The sequence below is a fragment of the Bradyrhizobium vignae genome (assembly GCF_900324035.1).
Taxonomy (GTDB): Bacteria; Pseudomonadota; Alphaproteobacteria; order Rhizobiales; family Xanthobacteraceae; genus Bradyrhizobium; species Bradyrhizobium vignae.
Genome location: NZ_LS398110.1, coordinates 6472511 through 6495753 on the forward strand (window position 1 = coordinate 6472511; position 23243 = coordinate 6495753).

At 58.0% G+C, this 23243-nt stretch carries 19 protein-coding genes; 8 read left to right on the forward strand and 11 right to left on the reverse strand.

What is annotated here, in order from left to right; translation table 11 throughout:
- Positions 1-3 precede the first annotated feature (3 nt).
- Together BRAD3257_RS31345 and BRAD3257_RS31350 are read right to left on the reverse strand one after the other, a co-directional pair.
- A complete protein-coding gene (locus tag BRAD3257_RS31345; protein WP_122405101.1) occupies positions 4-1293 on the reverse strand; it encodes a DUF6602 domain-containing protein in 1290 nt (429 codons plus the stop codon).
- Positions 1294-1336: 43 nt separating this feature from the next.
- Positions 1337-2272 (reverse strand): DUF4238 domain-containing protein, encoded by a 936-nt coding sequence (locus BRAD3257_RS31350; protein ID WP_122405102.1) that lies wholly within the window; start codon positions 2270-2272, stop codon positions 1337-1339.
- Positions 2273-2776: 504 nt separating this feature from the next.
- On the opposite strand from BRAD3257_RS31350, the gene BRAD3257_RS31355 reads away from it, so the two are divergent.
- Together BRAD3257_RS31355 and BRAD3257_RS31360 are read left to right on the forward strand one after the other, a co-directional pair.
- On the forward strand, positions 2777-3226 hold the full coding sequence (locus tag BRAD3257_RS31355; protein WP_145987052.1) for a hypothetical protein: 450 nt from the start codon (positions 2777-2779) through the stop codon (positions 3224-3226).
- Positions 3227-3464: 238 nt separating this feature from the next.
- On the forward strand, positions 3465-3764 hold the full coding sequence (locus tag BRAD3257_RS31360) for a hypothetical protein (RefSeq protein ID WP_122405104.1): 300 nt from the start codon (positions 3465-3467) through the stop codon (positions 3762-3764).
- Between the two features lie 13 nt (positions 3765-3777).
- Here the strand turns inward: BRAD3257_RS31360 and BRAD3257_RS39410 are convergent, their stop codons facing one another.
- Entirely contained in the window at positions 3778-4245 is a 468-nt protein-coding gene (locus BRAD3257_RS39410) for a hypothetical protein (protein ID WP_145987053.1), read from the reverse strand.
- On the reverse strand, positions 4242-4907 hold the full coding sequence (locus BRAD3257_RS31370; protein WP_122405106.1) for a DUF5677 domain-containing protein: 666 nt from the start codon (positions 4905-4907) through the stop codon (positions 4242-4244). Before BRAD3257_RS31370 ends, BRAD3257_RS39410 begins: the two co-directional genes overlap by 4 nt.
- Positions 4908-5054: 147 nt before the next feature.
- Here BRAD3257_RS31370 and BRAD3257_RS39415 point away from each other — a divergent pair, with 147 nt between their 5' ends.
- The 4 genes from BRAD3257_RS39415 to BRAD3257_RS31390 are packed head-to-tail and all read left to right on the forward strand — an operon-like array spanning position 5055 to position 8232.
- On the forward strand, positions 5055-6026 hold the full coding sequence (locus tag BRAD3257_RS39415; protein ID WP_145987054.1) for a hypothetical protein: 972 nt from the start codon (positions 5055-5057) through the stop codon (positions 6024-6026).
- A gap of 34 nt (positions 6027-6060) precedes the next feature.
- On the forward strand, positions 6061-6408 hold the full coding sequence (locus tag BRAD3257_RS31380; protein WP_122405108.1) for a hypothetical protein: 348 nt from the start codon (positions 6061-6063) through the stop codon (positions 6406-6408).
- On the forward strand, positions 6408-7271 hold the full coding sequence (locus BRAD3257_RS31385) for a hypothetical protein (RefSeq protein WP_122405109.1): 864 nt from the start codon (positions 6408-6410) through the stop codon (positions 7269-7271). Before BRAD3257_RS31380 ends, BRAD3257_RS31385 begins: the two co-directional genes overlap by 1 nt.
- A complete protein-coding gene (locus tag BRAD3257_RS31390) occupies positions 7213-8232 on the forward strand; it encodes a tetratricopeptide repeat protein (protein ID WP_244607763.1) in 1020 nt (339 codons plus the stop codon). The genes BRAD3257_RS31385 and BRAD3257_RS31390 overlap by 59 nt, the downstream gene beginning before the upstream one ends.
- Before the next feature lie 736 nt (positions 8233-8968).
- On the opposite strand, the gene BRAD3257_RS31395 is transcribed toward BRAD3257_RS31390, so the two are convergent.
- The 5 genes from BRAD3257_RS31395 to BRAD3257_RS41350 all read right to left on the reverse strand — a co-directional run bounded on the left by BRAD3257_RS31395 (position 8969) and on the right by BRAD3257_RS41350 (position 17222).
- Complete coding sequence (locus BRAD3257_RS31395; protein WP_122405111.1) at positions 8969-9163, reverse strand: PRC-barrel domain containing protein; 195 nt, start codon at positions 9161-9163, stop codon at positions 8969-8971.
- Positions 9160-9414 carry a hypothetical protein gene (locus tag BRAD3257_RS39420; protein WP_145987055.1) on the reverse strand — a complete coding sequence of 85 codons (255 nt, stop codon included), beginning with the start codon at positions 9412-9414 and terminating at the stop codon, positions 9160-9162. Before BRAD3257_RS39420 ends, BRAD3257_RS31395 begins: the two co-directional genes overlap by 4 nt.
- A 382-nt stretch (positions 9415-9796) precedes the next feature.
- Positions 9797-11230, reverse strand: a complete 1434-nt coding sequence (locus BRAD3257_RS31400; RefSeq protein WP_244607764.1) for an NEL-type E3 ubiquitin ligase domain-containing protein — start codon at positions 11228-11230, stop codon at positions 9797-9799.
- A 691-nt stretch (positions 11231-11921) separates the two neighbouring features.
- Positions 11922-13172, reverse strand: a complete 1251-nt coding sequence (locus tag BRAD3257_RS31405) for a tyrosine-type recombinase/integrase (protein WP_162500423.1) — start codon at positions 13170-13172, stop codon at positions 11922-11924.
- Between the two features lie 3240 nt (positions 13173-16412).
- Entirely contained in the window at positions 16413-17222 is an 810-nt protein-coding gene (locus tag BRAD3257_RS41350) for an effector protein NopP (RefSeq protein ID WP_283809907.1), read from the reverse strand.
- 217 nt (positions 17223-17439) lie between these two features.
- Between BRAD3257_RS41350 and BRAD3257_RS31425 the strand changes: the two genes are divergently transcribed.
- On the forward strand, positions 17440-17922 hold the full coding sequence (locus tag BRAD3257_RS31425) for an Lrp/AsnC family transcriptional regulator (protein WP_122405115.1): 483 nt from the start codon (positions 17440-17442) through the stop codon (positions 17920-17922).
- A 15-nt stretch (positions 17923-17937) separates the two neighbouring features.
- Here BRAD3257_RS31425 and BRAD3257_RS31430 read toward each other — a convergent pair whose 3' ends face one another.
- The gene (locus tag BRAD3257_RS31430) at positions 17938-19161 is read right to left on the reverse strand and encodes a diaminopropionate ammonia-lyase (protein ID WP_160118885.1); all 1224 of its coding nucleotides are present in this window, start codon (positions 19159-19161) and stop codon (positions 17938-17940) included.
- 228 nt (positions 19162-19389) lie between these two features.
- Between BRAD3257_RS31430 and BRAD3257_RS31435 the strand changes: the two genes are divergently transcribed.
- Positions 19390-20613, forward strand: coding sequence for an aminotransferase class V-fold PLP-dependent enzyme (locus BRAD3257_RS31435; RefSeq protein ID WP_430648835.1), 1224 nt, complete (start codon positions 19390-19392; stop codon positions 20611-20613).
- A gap of 157 nt (positions 20614-20770) precedes the next feature.
- Here the strand turns inward: BRAD3257_RS31435 and BRAD3257_RS31440 are convergent, their stop codons facing one another.
- Entirely contained in the window at positions 20771-21910 is a 1140-nt protein-coding gene (locus BRAD3257_RS31440) for a TlpA disulfide reductase family protein (protein ID WP_122405117.1), read from the reverse strand.
- Positions 21911-23243: the final 1333 nt, after the last annotated feature.

The window sequence follows — 23243 nt, forward strand, 5'->3', positions numbered from 1 at the left end:
GCCTTATTCCCTGGGCTTCTTCTTACGTGGCCCAAGCTGTTCCATCATCCACAGAGCTGCAAGCTCGTCGTCACCCGTGGCAATCGTCTGGCCCGAATGCATGAAGGCCGTGATTAAATCGCCCTGCGTCAGAGCGCGCACATGGTGTTCATCGACCCACGCCAGCAGGCGGTCGGCGATAAGCTTTGCGATGGCCTCATCGGGGTCAAACTTCTCTTCTTGCGCCCACTCACGGAAATAGCGGTCCCGGACGTCGAGCTCACCCTTGTTAGCCACCTGGTGCAAGATAGCCCACTCGTTCTCGTCCACCTCGCGGGGCGCCCACTGGGTTGACTTGATGGACGCCAATTCTTGCTTGTCGAGTTCATGGTGTTGAAGCTGCCATCCGATCGCCTGTCCGACAGGAACAATCCGCGCCAGAAAGAACGGAGCCAGCCGCTCCAGCTGCAACGTGTCGTCCATAGGTATGTATTGCTGAAACTGATTGGACAGCCGCGTCCAAATCAGCTCAAGGAGGATGCGGATGGGATTCTCGTTATTGGACACGACGGCGACCCACCGCCCCTCTGCAAGAGGCGAGATATAGGGCTGGCCGTTCATCTTGAGCAGGCTATTATTTCGGCAAACGATAAGATTGGGATGCGACCCTAGGCCAAAGCCGCGCGTCCCGCTGTTCTGTTCGAGATAATCGGCGAAGCCACGACGAAGTCCGGCTTCGTCGACATATCCTTCATAACCCAGGATCACACGAATGGGGCCGGTCTGCTCAACGACGAGCAAGTGGTAGAAGGTCTGCCATTCTTCAGATAGCTGCGCAACGTGTTCCGGGCTCTTGGGGTAGAGCCCGGTAAGCCGCGCGAAAGCATTGAAAGCTGGAGTGATGTCAAACAGCGGATGCGCGCTCTGCACATACTGGTCGAACATTTCGTTTATCGTGCGAAGTTTCTGGAACGCATCATCCAGATCTGCGCCATACAAGTTCTTCTTCACCTCGAACACGGCGAGGACATTTTGTATCGGCCAGACAAAGTCGTTGGTGTAGGGAACGGGCTTGCCTTCGCCGCTGACAAGCATGGCATCCGTCTGCGGCCCCAACTGCCCATCATGTCCCTCGACAAAGCCGCTCACAACACGCACGTCGAGCGATGCGGGAATGGCGCGATCCAGCAATTCCCGGGTCAGCCCCTCATACATGGCCCCTATGGTCGGCGCATGCGTGACATTCTCCTTGCTGAGCTTCGCCGACTCGACTTGTTGCAATTCGTGCAGAATGGTCGCAAGGCTGGTAAGCATGACTATCTGCCCCTGAAGGTTTGCACAAAAATGGACGGGTTTGTTAGCCGCCGGACGCGGAAGCTGAGGAAGCCCAGTTGGCCGGGCGATGAAACACCATCCGCCGGGCGTCCGACTTTTCGAGGCGATAGTGAGCCCACGCCATGTCCCGGACCAACTCATCGTTAGCGTCGGTGACCATGTGACGAACATGAAGAAAGTGGCCGAACTGCCCTGCGAGGTGCCGGTTCATGCCCAGCCGGAAATCCTCACCTTGCTCGACGTTCATGAACGCATCATCAAAATCCGCAAGGACGAGATTCACCATGGTCGTGGGGGTAAGCGCGAGATTGTAGGTGTAGGGCACCATGCCGGGGAGCGGCATCCGCAGGGCGGGGTGTTCGGGCGCACGGATTGGCAAGACGGGGATGGTCGAGGTCCGCAATGACTTGGCCGTGCGGACAACAGTCACGCCAGAGCCGCGATAAGCCGCTTCGCTCCAGTCGGTCGACGCCGACATGACATTGAACATCTGCTTGGTGAGGGCGGCGTTCGCTCGAAGTTCTGCGTAGTAGGCACGCTCCTCGTCCGTGAAGGGGATGTCGCTGTCGGGCTGCGCGGCGAGCTCGGCAAGCTCCAGCTGCGTGGCAAGATAATGCGGCGTGCGCGCTTCAAGATGCCGGACAAGCGCATACAAGATGGGCTTGTCGGATCGATCCAAGGCGTCGGTGCGGCCGCTCTGGATTTTGGCCCAGGTTTCGCTCTTTGAGATCGGCGTCTCGATGCCGTGGTTGATCGTATCCTCGACGGACACCGGGACACCGCCGTAGGAATGGACATAGAGATCGCGCTCATAGCCCAGTCCCTCGATCGAGCGCTCGGCCCAAACGGCATAGTCGCCATTTTTGGCAAGTGTCCGGATCTTCTTTCGCTCTGGATCACACGCGAAATTCCGGAGGTAGAATTGCGGTACATAGTGATGGTTACGTGGCGTATTCATAAGGCCGGATGGTCCGCTCAATGGCGACGAACGATCGCCGCGGAATCAGGAGGTGAAACAACGTCGGCAACATATGATGCCGTACGTCACCACGATCAACCCTCAAAAGGAACCAAGGTCACCCGGTTGGGCAGTCTCGCCAATTTTACTAGCCAGCCAAGACATCGCATGGCCTGTGGCCTGCGAAGTATGGCTGGCAACCAACCCTCCTCCCATGGACACTCCTCCGCCGCTTTCGCCATCTTGGGCTCCTTGAGCGAGGCGGACCGCCCCATGTCATTGCCGAGGCTTCAAGGGGAACGCCGTCCATGCTGGCGCGTCCGGCATCGAAAGCGACTTGAGAAGGCGCTCGTCGGATTTTCGAGGCAAATGCCGGAAGGCTGGGAGCGCCGCGATCTCGCCAGCGCCACGAAGCGGTCGCGAGAGGATTTCCCAGTCCCGGACCTAGTAAAGTTTGCCCTCGGGACCGTGCTCCGCTTTCCGACCGCCGGTCCGGAGGACAAAGTGCGCTGGACGGTCTTTACGATGTTTAACGGCGTGGAGGTGTCCTTAGAGCTCCGCAAGTTTGGGTTTACAATATGCCATGCGGCAGGGGCTAAAGTTGATATCAAGCGCCTCTGCGGACAACTGTGCCATGCCGTCGCACTCACTGAGCAGTGGCTGGCGGCCCTCGCCCAGGAGCAGATTCAGGCCAATAACGTCACGATCGCGAACCGCAACACCGAGTTCGATCGCCGCTATCGGTTCTTTCGCGCGCTCGCCGATAGTGCATACAAGCGGGCCGCGAAAACCCCACGGAAGAAGCCGAAGGCGAAAACCGCGCTTTCGGAGATGGATGCAATTGCCGCGACGTTCGACGATCTGACAGCCTCATGGCGGCACAATAGCCGTTTGAGTACGGAAGGCTTCTTTTATTCGGTCGCCATGGCTCGATGCGTTTTACAGCCGGCTTGAGCATCAGCTTATCCTGCTCCGGGCCTTTCACGGCACGCCGCTAACCCAAGGCGAACTGAAAGGGTTCCTGAGCCTTAACTGGGACGAAAAGATACGGACATTCATCGATGTCGACGCCGACGCCGCGACGCAGAAGCTTTACAGCCAGCTCAAACAGCTAAAAGAGCGCATTCGCAATCCATTTTCCCATGGCGGTATCGAAAACGACTGCGGATCCCTGTTCGTACATGTCCCGTCCGTGGGCGCGCTGCCCGCGAACTTTACGAAATTCAGGCAAAGCATTCGCTTCAGCTTCTTTCCCGTCGAGAAGGAAGACCATGGCTCGGCCTGTGAGCTTTTCGATGCCGTCGATGCCATGTTTCGCACGGGCCCACTTGGGGCCCCCTATGGTCTTCTTGAGCGCGGCATTGATCCCTCGTTTGATGAAAAGAGCGTCGCCGAGTACGCCGCTGTGGTGGCCGATACCCCGGAGGAGCGCGAAGCCTACATGCATTATTGGCATGAGGAAAACGACCGGCACGCCAACATGGACTATTGAGCCGACGCGAGGATCATCTTTTCGCAGCTGGTCGTTTCCTTATGCTCTTTCCGGCCCCTCGCGATGCGGGCTGTCGCGCTTTGCGGTTGCGTTCCTCTTTCTTCTGCGCCTCAGCGTAGGTTTGTTTTTCGACCTTGAACGCAACGTCGCCGATTTCCTCCGAGAGATCACTGATGATCTGAACAAAGACGACGTTGTCGATGGTTGGTCGCGTCATCAGGAGAGATCCCGTCACCTGATTCAGCGAGATCGACGCCATATGCAACGGATCAGTGAATCCTGAGTTGCTCTGGCCAACGAGATGAATGTGGCGCTTGCTCTCGACAGTCCCCAGCAAGGAAAGTGGCGGGCGACAGCCGCTGTGGGTGTGCTGCGAGGCCCAGCGATACCGTGGACGCCAATGATCTAGCTTTACGGCTTTCTCGAGCTGGGCGAAATTGGGCTTCGGATTTTTGAGCGACCGATGCCCACCCGTACTCATGGTACATCTCCTCGCCAAAACGCTGGGCAAGACCTTCGCATCGGTTTCATTGCTGCGAGCTCCTGCTGCGAAAAGGGCGTCATATTGGCTCGTTCGGCATGCTCGTTCAGTTGCCGCGCGGCGCGAAGGGCCGTGAACGGAAAGCTCGCAAGATAGCGGTGGGATGTCTCGCTGTCATGCTGCTTGAGAAAGACCGCCATCACCGCAATCTCGTGAAGCGAGCGCCAGCGGCTTAGCGCCCCATCGGGGTAGCCGCCGTAAAGCAAGCACTGAATTTCGCGCGCGACGAGGAGCGCTCGCGCATGCAGAGACACCAGCGCATCGAATTGATAGTCCTTCGCGGCGACCGCATCAGGGCGCTCGGTCTCGTTGAATTTTGCGCCAACTTCCTGCGATATGTTCCAGAGAAGCTCCAGAAGATCGAACGGCTTGCGCCAGCGCTTAAGATTTCTCTTCTCGAAACCTGCATCCGATTTTCTGGCGCGCGCAAGGAGCTGAGGCATTCTTCGCTTGAGATCCTTGCACATATCGCGTGCGACAGCTGGAATAAACTGCGACAGCAAGTTGGCCGAAGCCCCGGCGATATCCTGCTCAGTTAGATCAGGATGCATTTCCACAACCTTTACGATCACTTCTTCAAATATCTGTTCAAAAGTCTTCATGATTCAGCCCCCACAGCGCGGCATCCTAACTGATTTGCACGACAACAGTCCTCAATTTCGGCAATGCCCGAACAGCCGGTGACAGGATCACAGAACGACTCGGCTATAAGACGTGCCGCTGATGGCGCTAAAGAGAGTGATATTGTCATGTCCGAGATCCCGTCTCTGCCCCTACCGGCCTCCCTTCCGCGGGAAGAGGCTATGCGATCGTGGGGACAAGCAGCCTCATCCTATGAGCCGGATGTTTGGGAGTTCGAATACCGCGTCCATCGCTATCTCGGCCGCGTGCCGGAAGCCGAATTGCGAGCCCGTTACGATGGGGTTGCCCGGAATCTCCAAACCATCGTCAGTGCTGATCGCAATGTCATCCCTATCAATTCATTCCTGAGCTCTTGGTACTGGTATCGCAAGGAACATCAGACGCGCTTTGAATTCTTTCTCCGAGACCTGCCACTTCACCGACCATGGCCTGTGATCGTGAAGCGCGACTTGAGCACGGCACCTGCGCGGCCCCGGAGTCCGAACGCCGGGGATGTGTTGTTTCGCTATGGCGAGCGAAAATGGCTGCAAGGCCTGCTGGATTTCGGGCGCCTGCGCATGAAATCTGCGAAAGAATATGCCTTGATGGAGAAGGACCCGGCGCGCCAGGACGACGAGCAGATCAAGCATTCCTATTCACCCGGACAATACGTCACCATCACGATGCCGGACGGCCGGGACGTGCACCCGACCGGCGATCTCAAACGCAGCACGTCGGGTACCGATTATTTTCTTTACTGCGTCTCGATGGATTGGGATCCGCATCTGTTCGACGACTTTTCCGGAACAGACTGCTGCGTCGTCATTAAGAACCCAGATGAGTTCGCGCGGCGCCTTGAACGTGCCGCCGCGAACCTGCTCCCGGGCTGGTATTTCCATCATTGTCCCGTCGAATATTTCGATACGCATGAGCGCGTGCGCAACGAGCGCATCGATAACGCGATGTCGAAGGAATTTCGGTTCGCCTACCAAAGGGAGTATCGCTTCCTCTTTGCGGGATTCGGCATGGCCGCCACCGGGTTCATTGATCTTGAGCTCGGTCCGCTGCAGGACATTACCGAGTTGCATATGCGGCCGTGACGTCTGTATCATATCGTTTTTTGGAGTGATTGCCGTGAAGCTATTTTGGTCGTGGCAGGCTGATACGCCGGGGCCGGTCGCCCGCTTCTTTGTGCGGGACACGCTGCTCGAAGCCATCGACGCGCTGAGAGCGGACAAAGATCTCGTCGAACCCATCGAGCGTGAGGCCCGTGACGCCTTGCATCTGGACTCGGACCGGCAGGGTGTTCCGGGGAGCCCGGACCTGGCCGCGACCATCTTTGGTAAGATTGAGCAATCGGCTGTCTTCGTTGCCGATGTGACGCTCGTGGGCGCGACGGGCGGGGCAAGAAGCTCATCAATAGCAATGTCGCCGTTGAATATGGCCACGCGCATCACGCACTCGGCGACAAATCTATCCTGATGATCCAGAATACCTATTATGGTTCGCGCGAGGAATTGCCCTTCGATCTGCGGCACAAGGCTGGGCCGATCCAGTTTCACTTGCCGCCAGATGCATCCAAAGAGCAGATCGTGGCTGAGCGGCGAAAGCTCAAACCGGTGCTGGTCGCAGCGCTACGGCCCTATCTCAAGCAGAAGGCGCCCCGGCGGGCGGCGCATACCGAGATCGCTTCTACCTATTGCAAGGCCGCCTTTGCCGAACCTCACGAGATCATCGCTACCAACGGCGCACCTCGTGAGGATCACATCGATTATAATTTTGCGGATCGACCTGCGCTTTACTTGCGGCTCATTCCAACGGTGGCGCGGGATTCGGTGCTCCGCATCACCGAATTAACCGACCTGGCCGGCAACCGTGCCATCGATCAGTTGGCGCGGCAGCGTTACACCGGCTTGCACAGCAGGAACCGTTTCGGCGCGATCGTATTTGAGCCGCATGGTACGGCAACGTCGCCACGGTCACTCACGCAAGCATTCACCAATGGCGAGTTGTGGTCTATTACCACCGAGATGTTTGTGCGCTATCAAGGCGAGACGGTCGTTCCAACCGTTAATGTTAAGAATATTTGCGCCCGCGTGCTGGACAATTTCGTGACGCTGTCGGAGCAAGCGCTCGGCAATAGCTTTCCGGTAACGATTGTCCTTGGTGGCGTCGGGCTTGCAGGTTGCTATATCGGGACAAACCCGGACGGCATGTTTGGGCCGATCCATCAGGAGGAGGTTGAGCTGCGGCGCCAGCTCACGGACGCATCGTCCGAGGCGCAACATGCGATCATCGAGCAATTTCTCGATCCGCTGTTCGATTTGGCAGGGGTACGGCGCTAAACCGAACGCAAGGAATTTCATGGGGCTATTTGGCTGGATATCTAAGGGAAAGACGATCTCCGCCGCCTGCGACATTGAGGATGACAATGTCGGCTTCGCGAGCGACATCATCCGAATCCCCTCACGTGACTTCTTTGGGCATTCGCGCAAATCGCCGAATGGACGCTATACCATCGCCTGGCTTGACGGCGGTCCCGATCAAGCACGCCGCGGCAGGTGGATCATTCTGGATGGGGGTAAGGTCAAAGCAGAAGGTGTCCTGCCGCGCCCGAATGACGGCAAGGTTGCGGACAATGGTACTTTCATTCTCAATGACTGGAGATCCATCGAAAATCTGAGCGGCACGTTCGCGGGGCTTTTACGCGCGACGGCGCGCCCTTTATTTGCCCGCTCCTTCAAGGCGAATCTCTTCAACAACGGATTGTCAGCGGATGGGCGGTGGGCCGTTTGCCAGACCGCGAACGCGCCTCATGAGGATGGCGGGCGACTTTTCATCTTTGATCTCCACACCATGACGGAAATCGGCGCCTTCCAGCCGGAGTCCGGCTGGGCGAGCGACTACAGGTTTTCGCCGGACGGGCAAACGATCCTACTTGGCTATCAGGATGGTCGGCGTTTCGCTTACAAGATGGACGGCACGTTTCTCGATCGCAGTACCTGGCTCGCAAGTGGGTTGCGAAACGGCGAGCTCTTCATCATTGAGCGCATTCTGTCCGAAGTGGACGGCAAGCCATCGCCGCTGATCGAGCTGCTTCTGCCTGCCATTGATTTAGCCTTGGCTTCCGATCGCTATCGCGATCCGAGAAGCCAGGCGCGCGGCCATCGCTTGCGCGGCGCATGTTTCGACAGGAACGGTGACCTCGCGGAGGCGGCTGCTTCCTATGAACGGGCTTTAGCGCTGGATTCCAAGGTTGGTGTAAAGCGCCGGCTGGATCAGATCAGGCGATCTCTGGCACGTTGATGCAACCTACGCGGCTAATCGATCGCAAACGAACTTGGCGTTCCTGTCAAAGGCGGATGGAGCCAGCCGCCGTCGCGGCCTTGCCGCAAGAGTAGATCGTCACGTCCTTCGTGGATCATAATAGACCAAGGCTGCAAAATTTCAACGGGCTGGTGCATAAAAAGACCATATCAGTCCTTATGGTCCATTAATGGACCATCTAGGTTCCAGAGAAACGTGGGAATTATCAAGAAGCTGCCGAGGACGCCATCAATCTCAGATCTCGCCTCGTCCTAGCTTCCCACAGGAGATTTCGCATCCAAAAGCGCGCCAGGTTGCGGAATCGACCTCCGGAACATAGCATGAACGCAAACAATTGAAAACGTTCATGGCAGACATATCCGGCGACCTTGAAATTGAGCCTGAGTTCGAACGAGGACCGAGCCGCATGTGGCGACGGCCTTTTCTCTTGAGCGGAAGACGAACGAGGCATCGCTTCCGTAATCGCCCGGACTGCGGTTGACATGTGCGCTCAATGCGGTGGCGGTACGTCCGTTGGACGCGGAGCCCTTCCGACCGATCGCTGGTCAATGCCACCTTCAATTGTGGGCCTGGAGCTGGCCAAGACGTTTGGCCGCCATGATATCCGCGGTCGAACTCGCCTTCTGGCGCCCTTCAGCGCTGGCCGACGATGAAATGGAATCCTGCTTTCCGGACCGAGATGGAAGATGGAGCAGCCAAACCAAGGCTGCCGTTCTCAGACACGGTGCGAAGGGTCATGTCCCGCGATCGAGATGCGGAGCCCATGCTCATCATCGAGGAAGACGCCATCGATTGCGCCAGCCTTGCCGTCAGTCAAGACGACGGCCTTGCCGATTAACTCTTCTTCCGCCTCGTGCAATTCGCGCAAGATGTTCATGGCTCGTTTGTCGCCTGTGCCCGAGGCGCTCATGGTGCTAACTCCAAACGCGGCGACGGGATCGCGTTGAACACTCTCGGTTCATTTGCCGGCCGAAATCCGCTGTTGGGACCATGCTGTAGATCCCTCGAAATCGTCTCCGCCAGGTCGGATACTGCGGCGGGATGTACCTGCACGGCAGCAACGTCGGGATGCTGATACAATCCGCGCTGCGCGGCTTTGATCTCTTCCGTGGTCGGAACCAGTCTTGCAGCCGCTCGTGCAGCAACCAATTCCTGAAACATTCGCATTCCTGCCGTCATTCCACCAACACCCAGCAATGCCCCGCCAAGTTCGGCGTATGGCTGCGCTGCCGTTCCTTCGGTGACTTTTCCAACGACTTCGCTGGCCAGAGCGGGCGGGCAACTCGGGTCAGCGCCTTAGCCGCCATGCTCTCTGGACCCCCAATCACGGCTGGCGCGAACTGCCCGATCTTATTTGCGATATCTTCGGCCGCTCCCTCCGGCTTGGATCCTCAGACTGACCGGCTCAATCGGGATGGGCAAATCCACCAAGCGAAATTGTTCGCGAGGCCGGCGTGGCCGTCTACGACGCCGATGCCGCCCTCCATCAGCTCTATGAAAAGGCGACGCCGCGCCTGCATGATCGGGGCGGCGATCGCATCGATCAGGGCTCGAGACCGTGCTCCCGGAGAACCTTATGCATCAGCTCGCCTTTGATCTCGCGGGCGATTTCGCTGAGGATCTGGGCTCCGACTACCCGCCGGGCATCGACATCATCTGTCAGGCCATGCTCCGCGAGTCGTTCGTTCAAGCGCGTCGGAAACTCATCTTCCAGCGCATCGGCAAGCCGGTCTCGCATCGCGGCATGATCATCGGGGGCGATCCGCCTCACCACCGTATCCCAAGGTTCCCAGCGCGTTGCCAGAAAATCCGCCAAACCCGCCGCTTCCTGTTCCCGTACCGACGTCTCAGCCCTGGCAACGTCGTCCGGCGTGACGTCAGCGAGATTCAAGAAGCGCATATCCGGGGCGATATGGCGCAGTTCCAGCTGATCCCGTAGTTGGGTCTGATAGGCAAGATAGACCTCGATCTCGTCGATATTTGCCTGCGGGTCGGCGCGACGGAGCGAACTGACCGTCTTGCGTGCGATGTCGTCAAGCGCCTCCAAACGAAACATAACACGGCCGTGTTGGAGCAGTTGATCGAGCCGATTGTCATAGAGCCCTTCCTTGACATCAGCGTTCAGGCGTGCGGTCTGCATGCCGTTCCAGGTCAAAGTGATGCGGTCCTCGCACGACGCAGTCGATCCATTGGCCAGCTCGAAAAGCCGCTCGCGCAGCGCCGGCCTCATCGCGGCCTGTAGCAGATTCTCGGCCACCTGCTCGCGGAACGCCTGATGACCATAGTTTACGGTGCCCGCAAGTCTTTCGAGAAACAGAGCGAAGTCCTGCGCACCCGGCTCTGCGGCGAAGCCCTGCCACGCGTCCACTGCGCCAGGCTGGTCCGCGAGCCAGTCCGCGACAACCTCGTGCAGGGGCCGCGACTGGTGTTCCATCGGTTGTAGCGGCATCGACAGCAAGACTTGCGGGCCGGCATAATCCGCGCCACGCGTGGCTGACGCCAAATCGGCCAGCACCGGCGCCGGTATCGGATTAGACCGCAGGTCAATGCTGGACGCGCTGCCGAGCTGCGTCAGCACGGTCGCGGGCAGGCCGGTCAGCTGGTTGTTACTGGCGCCGAGCATTTCAAGCCCGACCGGGAGTGTCCCGGGCAGATCGGTCAACTGATTTTCGCTGACGTCCAGGTATCCAATCCTGGCCGGGATGTCGGGCAGGCTCGTGAGCTGGTTGTCGCTTGCGTCCAGGTAGCGCAGTCTGGCTGGAAGATCGGGCAGGCTCGTCAGCTGATTTTCGCTGACGTCCAGGCGGCGGAGCCTGGCTGGAAGGTCGGGCAAACTGGTCAGCTGATTATTGCTGGCGGAGAACTCCTCGATCGTTGCCGGAAGGGCGGGCAGATCGGTCAGCTGGTTGCCATCGACAGTCAAACTGCGGAGCCTGGATGGCAGCTCTGCCGGCAGGCTGACCAACTCGTTGGCCATGAGGTGGAGATGCCGGAGCCTGCTAGGGAGGGCGGGCAGACTAGTCAGCCGGTTGTCAGAGGCGTAGAGGTCCCGGAGTCCGCCCGGAAGCTGGGCCGGCAGGCTGCTCAACTGGTTACCGATGACATTGAGGGTTCGGAGCGTGGGCAGGAGTGAGGCTGGCAAGGCAGTCAGGGACAATGACGACAAATTCAGCTCGTCTCTGACATCACCCTCGTCCCGCCATGCCCTCGTCCGGCTGACCCCCTCTTGCCTATTCTCCCCTTCGCCCTGCCCCTCTTCCGCTGCCCAGCTCGCCAGGACGCGGTCTTGCGACGCGACGCGGTCGGCGGCGGCCGCTCCTGTGGCCCACCGAGTCAAGGCTGCCGCCCACTGGGGCAGGCAAGAGAGGGACTGCCCGGCGGCCGCAGACGTTGGCTCGGTGCTTTCGGATTCGAAAGGTATACCAGCGCGAGGCTGGGCCCGTTCTGTATTCATTGAGCTCCATGACATGTTTGGTCTCAGCCGATAAGGCGGCTCTATCGGCTAAATCGAGACGTTCGCATGCTAGGAAGCTCAGCTGTCTATAAGCTGACGAGGTCACAGGTTATCCGATCGGCTTCCGCTCTTCTTTGGCGCCGAGTCCGGGTTGGCTACGATGCAGAACGTTCGATATGTGTCCCAAAAGGCGCACCAATATGCCAGTAACTTATCAGGCGTCATTTCGCCGGATCGGAATCACCGCACCAGATAAAGCCGGAGATACGTGCGCTTTTCTTTCCCCAGCCGGATCACGACTGGCGATTTTTTCCACGGCATCGGACAAATAGTCGGGATGGTGATGGCCGTAGGTGTTGAGGAGAACCTCAAGCGACATTCCGAGGTAACCCGCTGCCTGCCAGGGATCCGCGCCTCGCTGCATAAGCCAAGTCGCTGCGGTATGTCGCAAAGTGTGAGGGGAGATTCCCGGGCCGAGCCCTGCGAGCCTGACAGCACTCTTGAATGCCGTCTTGACCGAGGTAACAGCCTTCCCATTGTACTCCACGAAATGCTTCGCCTCTGGATTAGCTCGGTGCCAGCGCCGCAGGTGCGCGAGCAAGCGCAAGGGGATCGGCACGGTCGGTTGCCTTTTGTTTGTTTGCGCGCTGCCCTGCTTCAGGCGGTAGTAGCGGCCGCGCTCTAAGTCGACATAAGAGCGACCAATCGCGGGAATAGGAGATGCAGCTGCTATAGCTCCAGCACGAGTTCCGCTGTAGATCCCCAATAGAATAAACCGTGCAAGATGGCGCAGTGGACGCTTGCTTGTCGGGACCTTCAGGTCGTCGGTCGGCCGACGCGAGCCCTTTTGCATTTCGCGATAGCGCCAGCAGGTCCAAATCAGTTTGGCCGCATCGCTTCGCGTCAGCCACTTGTCTCTAGGTTGGCCCTTCTCTGGCAGCGATATCTTGACGATCTCCCGATGATATCCTTCGGCCGCATGGAGACCAATGGCTGCGCGGAGGTCTTCAAGGTCTCGGCGCGCGCCTCCCCTCTTGGCGCGCTTCTTGGCGTACGAGCGACAGGCCTCCCCATTTACCTCGCCCAGCATTTTTGCTCCCCACCAGTCGTTCAACCGCTCGATCCGCTTTTTGAACTTGCGGATATCGGGGATGGTATCTTCGCTCTCGCTATCAACATTGAAACGGGCGCGAAGCTTGTCCAATTGCGCATCCAAATAGATAGAGAGGACGTCCGCGACGGCGATATCGTCAATGTGACGAATTCGTCTCTTGGGCGTGTGTTTAGACGTTATGTAATCCCTTAGTTTTTCTTCCGCGGCCGCAATCTCATCTGCAGCGCAGCCCGTGCAGACATCCCGGCCGTTGTCTCTGATGATCCAGGTCGCTTGGTGGGTGATCTTTCCGCTCTTGTTTCGGCGGGCGGCCTTAAGCTGGAGTCTGGCCCCCTTGCTTCTTCGCGGCATAGCTCTCGCATCCGTTCGATATGAGCCAGGGTCGTAAATTCCTTCCCGGCAATCTTCTCGATAACCAATCGGTTACGATCGCGCTCGCGACGTAGGCCCGCGACCGTCATTCCTCCCAGAGGGAACGCGATCTTCACGGCATCAACAAGGCGAAGAGGAGTATCGGGTGTAATTTCAGGTTGCGCTCGATCTGACATCGACGCTTGTTCAGCTGTTGTGGGGGCTTACACGAGTAGTCCCACTATCTTCGCAAAGGCCAATCTCCGCATAAAGCCACCACGCTCCTTAGTCGCACAATTGAGTGCGTCCTCGACCAATCGCGTAGGTGAGCGTAGCCGCGAGCAGAACGGGCTTGAGTTGTGGACCGGCTGCATGTACCGGCCAAAATTTCTGCGACAGAGTGCGCTCAGCGCCCCACGTCGGGCGGACGTAGCAGCCCCCGTCTCTTCGTCGCCCACCTCCGGCTTCATGAAATACCTAATCGCGGTGTCCATCAAACCGGCAGCAGCTCAATTTCTGGGAGGATACGACGCATTCGCCCGCCAGCGGGTCGAATACTGACTTGTCGATCGTCTCGTTCGCATTCACATGGGCTCCGTCATCTCGGACGTCCGGCTCCAGGCCGATCGTCCGATAGAGCGCCTCGGTTAGCCTCGAGTATGGCCGTAGGCAAACTCTTTGTAGGAATCCGCAAGCGGCGCCGACAGTCCGTCACCGTCCAGATCCACCTCACTGCGGAATGCTTGTCCTCTGGGCCTTCTTCATGATCCCAGCGCAACGACACCTGAGGCAATAGGTCGATCGCGTATCCACCTCCAACGTTGGGGTGCCGTTGCTCGACACTGGAGATGGCCTTGGGAGCTGCGATGGCTTTGGGGTCATTCGGGTGGTGGACGTCCCAGTGCGTCGGCGCGAAAATCGCCGCGATGTTCATCGATGGCCAGCGCATGGTATCCGTTGAGGATACAAATCCGAAGACCTGTTTCGAGTAAATCGAAGGTCGACCTGCTAACCATGCTAAATGCTTTAAGACGGCGACTTGGGATAACGGGCAGGTTTATCCCGACATGGTCACCGGAAAGGCGAAGTGAAAGCGCGCGCCACTTCGTTTTCGTCAACCTGAGAGGCGGTGGCGGCGGCGCCGACGAGGCCTCCATCGAGATGCAGACTTGAACTTGGATGCCACCATCATGACGATATGCCTATCGTCGTCGTTGCGTGACGAATACGCCAAGCATGCGATCTCGATTGGCGAGAAACGCGATACATTTAGGCAATCTGGGAGCAAATCATCGGCCAACGGTCGATTTTGTGATCGCTGCATTTCAGAATCAGATCGCAGAAGCCCGCGTTTAGACCTTCAGCAACTCGAGGCGCATCGCAATATCGGGCTGTGCTACGCATATCAAAAGGAGTTCCTTTAAAACCATAGAGTACCAGAACATCAATCTGGAAATTTCCCGGAGATCGGATTTCGGCCGGGCGAAGCGGTAGCTCTAGGCAACCTCGGAAATGTCTCCGCGGACCTAGACGACTTGGAGCAAGCTTCCGGCTTCTACAACGACCGCCTCGGCAGTGTCAGAGTGATCGGAGACAGGCTGGGCGAGGCGAACGCACTCGGCAATCTGGTCTGATCGCCATCGATATCAGGGTTGGTCGCGCTATCACAGCATTCGAGCAACAACTAGCTATATGCCGGGCCGTCCGGGACAGAATTGACGAAGGCAACGGCCTTTCAGCTTGGGTAAGGTATATCACCTTGAGCGACACGACCCGTGCCATGAAAGTATATCGAGCTCGGGATCGCCATATTGGATGAGATGCGGCACCGCTTCACCGGCTAAGCTCGTGAGTTCCTTCGATCAATCACGTCCGGCTGTAAAGGCCGGACCAAGGCCAGACCGCGATCGAGCATCTGGATTGCGGGCTGCATTCTATCGTCTGCGTACCGAGCGCGAATTCAGACGGCTCGGCTCGCACGAACTACAGCCCCGAATGGCCCCGCTCAAAAACTATCCATCAACAATTACTTTGTGCATCCTGCATAACACAACTATGATCTCCAACATAAACTTTTTTCCTGTACCAGCTTTCGAGCTGCTCGCACGAGCTGCTTTCAAAAAGCATTTCATAGTTTGTGCGGTTGTTTGTGGATTGGGGGAAATCAACGGAGAATGGCCCAACGCGGCGTTTCGTAGCAACGGCAGTAAACCCAAGTGTAAGCTGCTTTCTGGGGTCAAGGCAGCTCTTGAGCGTCTCGGACCGCTCGGATGGGAGGCGCTGCTAGAGCACCACGGGCTCGATCTCTCCGCGGATGATCTCGCACACGAGCTATCGCGACCGTTGCCCCGCATAGACCGGTCCTTCTCCGGCTTCGAAGATTTCGCCCACGAAGGCAATCGCGGGGTCGAGCCGGGCGCACCCGCCAGAAATCTCCTATTTTCCGCCTTTGCGTCCCCTCGGATCACGAGCTTTCGACATGGCGGACGCCTCACGAAGCTGAAGGGATTCCCACCCTCACGGAGATCGAAGCGCTCGAGAACACGTATTCGGCCATCAGCCGCCTTCGATCGACGATCTGCGCGCTCGAGCCCAAGGGGCCCGCTTGGCCATCGTGGTCTTCGCAACCGAATACAGGGCGGCTCTGGGACGAGACGAGGTCGGCGGCGGCCGCTCCTGTGGCCCATCGAGCAAGGCTTACGCCCACCGGGGCAGGCACGAGGAGGACTGTCCGGCGACCCCAGACGTTGGCTCGGTGCTTTCGGATTCGGAAGGTATGTCTGTGTGAGGCTGGGCCCTTTCTATGTTCATTGAACTTCATGGCATGTTTGGTCTCAGCCGATAAGGCGGCTCTATCGGCTAGCTCGAGACGTTCGCATGCTAGGAAGCTCAGCTGTCGATAAGCTGACGAGGTCAGCTTATCCGATCGGCTAACATGTCCTGCGACGGTCTGCCGCTGTATATGCCGAAACTCGCCTGAGCAGGAGGCTCGGCTTCCGCGAGGCTCCTGACAAGCTTGTCAAAGGAAGCCGATCGACAACCAGGGCACGGCCGCGACGAGGACACAATGACGCTCGCGCATGCCATAGGCAATCCGCTTCTCCCGCCCGGGCCACAGTCGAAAACCCCGGTTGGAAGCCGGGATCTTCTTTTGTGGCCATCCAACGCTCGATCGTAAGCCGCAGGTGTCGGCTGGTCTGCGCTCCTGCTCTAGCTCAATCGATTGGTGGAGATCTCACGTCACATAAAGTCTCCATCCGAATCGGACTCTGGTGAAGGTTCATCATCACTCGGCGTTTTGACTTTGGAGAGATACATCGGAGAATTGGTTGCACGTTGCCATTCACCATCCCTATATCTCCACTGTCTGGACTGGGTGGGATCGAGTACCATATCATCGTGATCTACATGAACGAAGCCCATTTGTTCTGCACGGGCTCTCGCTTCATCATTAGCAGGACGCCAGTTCACCAGCGGCCGTTCGCCGTCTTGCCGTAGTTGGTGCTCGAGCAGAATATCGCCGGCGTTGCCGACGAGCGGATGAGCAACCTGAAAATCCACGATTGATGTGACGTCGGTTCGTCCGGGGAACTGTTCTCGCCACCGTTGGCTGGTGAACTCAGTCGCCATAGGAAATCCGGCTTCCGTTCTTTGGAGGCCGACGCTCCTATTTCCCAGTTGGTAGCTGTAATATCGGGCGGCATCAGAATCCCTTCGGATCGCGTAACTGCTAGCGACATCGGCGGTGCGCCTAGCTCTTTCGGATACAAATTCTGAGTATTCCTGCGGATTGTTGGCGATGTGATTGATCTCGTCACCATGAAAACTCCTCACCCTTTCCCGGAATTCGGCTTGGTCGATCTCAACAACGGGAGATCTTGAAGTGAGGTAATAACTCGGCTGCGAGGATGAGCTGGCACCCGAATCCTGCAATCCCATTCTACCGAACGCGTCCGCGAAATAGTCAGCATTCCTGTGCTCCGGGGAGCTCGCGTAATGATACTCATCAGCGGATGGAATATCCGACCAATTATTAATTCGACCGCCCATGGCGACCACACTCCTATGGCTGTTGCATTGTGTTCAGGTCATTAGACCTGACCCCGCCGATAAGCAGCTTAGCTGTCCGTAAGCTGACGCCGACAATAAACGGAAAGCAAAATTCTCTGAAACGGTAGAGCGAGCCGGCGAGCGCGCGCAGTTCGACACCGCGCTCGCCGAAGCGTCTTCACCCAAAATGCCAGAAAGCTGCAAATCTAAATTTTAAATGGCTGTCACGCGCACCGACCTGGATCGGCTCGATCTGAAGCTTCTCATGCTGCTGCAGGAGAATAATCTGCAGACCGCTGAGGAATTGGCAGAACGCGTGGGACTTTCGCCGACTTCTTGCCTGCGCCGGCTCAGGCGGTTGCGCGAAAACGGGGCGATCATATCCGACGTCTCGATCATATCGCCTTCGGTCGCCGGCAAACGGGTCACGTCGATCGTGCTTGTGGCGCTCGAGCAAGAGCAGCTCGACCTTCTGCACACCTTTAAAAATCGAATGAGCGCCTATCCTGAGGTTACGCAGTGCTACTACGTAACGGGTTCGGCTGATTTCATTCTCGTCGTCAATACTGGCTCTATGGAGGAATATGGGGCTTTCACCGAGCGAGCATTCTTTCCCGACAAAAACATCAAGTCGTTCAACACATATGTATCGATGCAGACCGTCAAGTTCACCACCCGGATTAATCTTGACGTATCGTGATTGGCCGGGCCCTGTTCATGCCTTTTGCTTTCCGCTCCAAACCGAAAGGTCGGTAGGCCCTTCCGTGGCAAAGAGCAGAACCTTGGCGGACTGATCGAGCCCAAGCCCCTCTCGGTCCTTCTCTTCGGCCGCCCGTAAGAGGCCTGCCAATCCCGCCGCTCCCGATTCTCCGACACGAAGACGCTGATCGCCTGAAACGCCCTCATTAAGCAAACGTACCGCGTCCGCGGCCTCTTCATCCGTTATCGTGATGTAGCCGCTGCTCAGCTCTTGGATGATGGGCCAGACCAACAACGATGGGCGTTGGCATTCGAGCATCGACATGTTCGTCGCAGGCCCCGGCGGGAGTCGCACGGGCATCTTGGCTCGGGCGCTCTCGTAAAGGCATGCCGACAGTTCTGGCTCGACGATCCAAAGATGAGTATCGCCCCCGAATAGCCCCCGTGCCGAGCCATGGCCGAACACACTTGCAGCAAGACCTCCCACACCAGCCTGAACCAGAACATGCGTAAATGGCTTTGTCTGTCCTGCCGTGGCTGCAATAATTTCGTCGATCAGTATCGAATACCCCTGGACCACAAACGTGCAAGCAGTGTCGTCCTCCCCGGGGCCGACCGTATCGGGGACGGCGATCCAACCGTTCTGCGAGGCAGCCTTGGCCGCAGCCTCGACGGAGTCGTTGTAATCTCCAGCCAGGCGCACGATTGCAGCGCCGAGCCGCGAAATATGAGCAGCCCGCTCGTCGCTCACACCCTGGTGGAGATATACAACAGCCCGCGCACCGATGAGGCCCGCTCCGGCCGATACCGAACGACCGTGATTGCCGTCCGAAGCACATGAAAATGTGAGCTCCGAAAGCATAGACCGCACGCCAGGCTCCGCCAGTTCTGCAGGCAAAATCGAGCGTCCAGTCCGCCTCTCAACGTGCTTCATTGCGAGCTTCAGCACTGCGTAGGCTCCGCCGAGCCCCTTGAAGCTGCCTATGCCAAGCCGCTGTGTCTCATCCTTGATCCAGATTTCGCCGAGACCCAGCTTTTCCGCCATATGCGGCAAAGAAATCAAGCTGGTCGGTGCATAGTGCGGACAGGCCCGAAGAAGGCGCAGAGGATCATTTCCTGCGTTGCGGTCGCACCACCAAGGAGCCTTTTTCAATTCGGGGGAGCGATTGCGCAGTAGAAGGGGTCGACGGTTCGCAAGCGTCTCCGACAGAGTTTCCGCGGGCTTTGAAGTGGGGACCAAGGTCATCCTCCTGGTAGGCAAGTACGGTCTTCGCAAACCACTTTTGCCAACCCGTGAGGCCGTTTGGCGCTATCTATGAAGCCGCAAATGACGGATTTTGGCGTTGTGGACACTTAAAATGGCGGGTTTGGGCTCTTCTGTCAGGCATATTTCCAGAGATTTGCTGATCGAAGACCGGTAGTGCCTGCGAATCTCTCCATCTACCGTATCGCGAAGAAGGGACTTCAGGTGCATAATATTCGAAAGCCAGCTGCAAGCTCGATCAGCAATCTTTCCGATGCCGACGTCGTTCGCTTGCGAGCAGATACGCCTGGCGTTGCACACCGAATCCACCTTAATAATGCCGGCGCTGCGTTGATGCCGAGCCCCGTCGTCGATGGCATGATCGCATATCTCCAGCGGGAAGCTGAAATCGGCGGATACGAAGCCAGTGCCGAAAGCATGGGGCGGTTGGAGGGCGTATACGATAGCATTGCTCAACTCGTCGGCTCAAAGCGCGAAGAAATTGCACTGACTGAGAATGCCACTCTGGCATGGCAGCGCGCCTTCTATTCGCTCCGCTTTGGCCCTGGCGACCGAATTCTCACTAGCTCCGCAGAGTTTGCGGCAAACTATGTTGCGCTTTTGCAGGTTGCCCGCCGTACGGGCGCACGGGTCGAGGTTATACCGGACGACGCAAATCAGGTTCTGGACCCGGAGGCGCTGGAGCGCATGATTGATAAGCGCGTAAGGCTGATCGCCATCACGTGGATACCGACGAATGGCGGCTTAGTGAACCCAGCTGAAGCCGTGGGACGCATCGCACGCGCTCATAGCGTTCCCTACCTGCTGGATGCGTGCCAGGCTGTTGGTCAGTTCCCCGTTAATGTCCGCGCACTTGGTTGCGATATGCTGACGGCAACAGGACGGAAATTCTTGCGTGGTCCGCGCGGAACAGGCTTTCTCTACATGCGAGGCGATTTCCTCAAGGACATCGAACCCGCCATGATAGACCTGTTTGGCGCACCTTGGGTTGGACCTGAGCGCTACGAACTTAGGCCCGACGCACGACGATTCGAGACTTGGGAAGCGAACTACGCGGCGCGGCTTGGACTTGGTATCGCCGCGGACTACGCGCTTTCGATTGGTATCGAGAGGATCGAACAACGTTGCCGCCAGCTTGCGAACGAGTTGCGAGCAGCACTTGGCACCGTCCCTGGGGTCTTGCTTCACGATCTTGGAGAACGTCCGGCTTCAATCGTGTCGTTCACAGTACGGCGCGCAGGTGCCCGCGAGGTCATGTGCAAGCTTGCAAGGCACAAGATTAATGTATCCGTCTCGCCACCAGCAAGTACACCGTTAGATGCAGCGCGCAGAGGTCTGCCAGACATTGTTCGCGCATCCCCCCATTACTACAATACGATCGATGAGGTTCACACTCTCGCGTCAGCGGTCAGGGGAACTGCCGCGTAGTCGCGGCTGCGAGCGGCGCCGATTGGTCAAACATGTCCAGTTTGCGATCGCGGCCTAGCATGTGGCTTATCGAGGGGTCGCCGTTCGGATCACGTCTCTCCATCCTCCATAGGCGGCCTCCGCGTCACTCTCTTTTTCATCTTTTCTCCTCCGGCGCTTACACCTTGGTAGTTTGCGGAACTCCGGGTTGCGGAGTTGCACAAAGAGCTCCATAGCAAGCCTTCTCACCCTTGTAGTTGGCGAGCGCTTGGACCAACGGCGACATAAGTTCTTGTTTCAGCTCGTTGGGGAGAGGCTCAGGACCGTCCAGCGACTTCAGCGTCATCTCGACCAACTCGATCGCACGATCCTTGTTGCCGCTCTCGTAATAGTACTGGGCGACCGCCGGATAGGACAGGAACTTGGGAGCCTGGCCGCGTTGCGGAGGATTCAGTGCCAGGATGTGTTCGGACAACTCCTTACCCATCGCAAAGCGCTCGGCGGGCGGCAAGTGGGAGTTGTCATTCGCCGGATCGAAAAGTGGGCGCATCGCCCGGGCCATCCACAGCTCGGATTTCTTGTCTATTGCATCGCGAACCAATTGGCTCATGACCGGCAAGCCGGTCTGCAAGTCACGCACTTTGTGAAGCAACAGTTCCGCACGGAGCACGCGGAAGTCGACGTCGTCCGGCATCACCGCGACGGCCTCTTCGAGCACAGAAAGCGCCTTCGCCCAGTCCTCCGCCTCCATCGCTGGCGTAAGTTTGGCAAAGATCGGTTCAGTCAACGCTCGCTTGCGCGCCTCTTTTTCGCCTTCAGCGATCCGCTCTTTATCGGCGTTTCTAGCTTCATCGCTGGTGCGCCAGCCGCCGTTAAGGATTTTCGGCAGAACGCCATCGAGTTCCGTCGGAAAACCGATAAACGCGATGTGGCCGTCACGGTCGACGACGAACGAGGTGGGAATCCCGACAGAAAGACTGGCATCCATCCAAAGCTTGTCCATTTTCTCTGAGTCGAATCCGACCCGGTAGTTGAGGTTCGGCAACTTTTCGCTCAACCATGCGTCCAAGTTGGTTCGGGCCTCGTCCGTCGTTCGAGCTTGTTCATAAGCTGCGACTCCGACGACCTCAACTCCGCTGTCCTTATATTTATCTTGCAGCTCCACCAGATGGGGCATGGCGGCGACACAGGGTTCGCACCAAGTTGCCCAAAATTCGACGATGTACACTTTTCCCGGCTGGAAGCTCGTGAGGGGCTCGCCACGCAGCCAGTTCTCCACCGTGATCGGAGGAGCAGGAGACTCTAAACCCAGCACCATGTTACTCTCCAAAGTTATTGTCAAAGGCTGCGCGGCGTTTTGCGCTAGCTGATCTCTGATCGGGACCGCTAGTGGGGCTGCCGGGGCTGCCTTGATGTAGACGCGCTGCCGCGAGCAAGATCCGCAGCGAATGTCGGTGCCGCCGCGCTAAGGGCGACGACACACAAGATCATACGCAACAAGCTCTTCCTTTCACACGCGGGGGGGGGGGCACATCGGTTCAAGGAAGGAGAGCATCGCTGGTCTCGCGTTCGGTGCGCTCAGCACGTTCAGTAGTGCTGCACCCCAGTAGCAACGTCCGTGCCACCATCGTCTTCGCGTAAGTTTTTGACTGCGCAATCGCCACGTATCTGCGTCCCTGCGACAAACCGGTTGAGCCGCAACGCTTGCGCTGCTCTGAGTGACGCTTCAAAGGTGAGGAGAGCGCTCCAGCTACGTGATCCGGTCAACCTCACTCGAGGTGAAGTTATCCGCGCATTGCCGAGCCTGCCCCCGGGGTTCCGGACCCGATCACTCGCATGGCTCTGCATCAACAAGTCCAACCAAAGCGTGGCCGCTCAAAACAATGGCAGCGGCCTTCGAGCGATCACCTTCGAAAACAGACCCTTCTCTGTGGCCTGTGCCACGTGCGCATTTTGTCAGAATACACGCGCTCATGTCTGAAACCCCCCTCCGACTGTCTACGACGACACATTCCGTAAAAAGGAAGCGAGAGTGCCTTTTCTGTAGTGCTGGCCCAAATCCTGCAACGGCTCTCGGCGCCAGGAGGTTTGGTGCCGGCAACAGGATGGGAGTGGAGTTTGGGCCTCGATCCGTCAATCGACACTGCAGTTGCCGCACCGGAAGTCGTTTATCTGTACCACGCTGGGAGAACGACGTTCCCGCGTGCCACGGCCTCGCGCGGCATCGGTCATCCCACGGCGAAACTGCTTTTAGAAGAGGGCCGGCGTATCTTCAGTTGCACGCCGTCCCCTTTGGTGGCGAGGGATGTCAGTGGGATTCGGAGACAGACAACGATGTCCACGTAAATCTAGGCATTCGTCCAACGGTGCCGCGCGCCACCGCCAACGTCGGGGAACGGCTCGCTGACGCACCGTTACACCTATTGAGCGACAATGCGGCATTTCGCCATAGACACAGGACCATACGCTGATGGCGTCATTCGAAAGCTGGATGAGGCGGCTGCATCTCAATCTGCCTGGCCTGATCTTCCTCCCGTAAGATCTCTTTCCCGAGTTCGAGGCGGCCTCGGTAGTGGTCGTCGACATGACTCGATCGACAACCTAGCGGCTCTACCGTTTCGCAGCACCGCCATCGGCCTGCCACGTCAAGG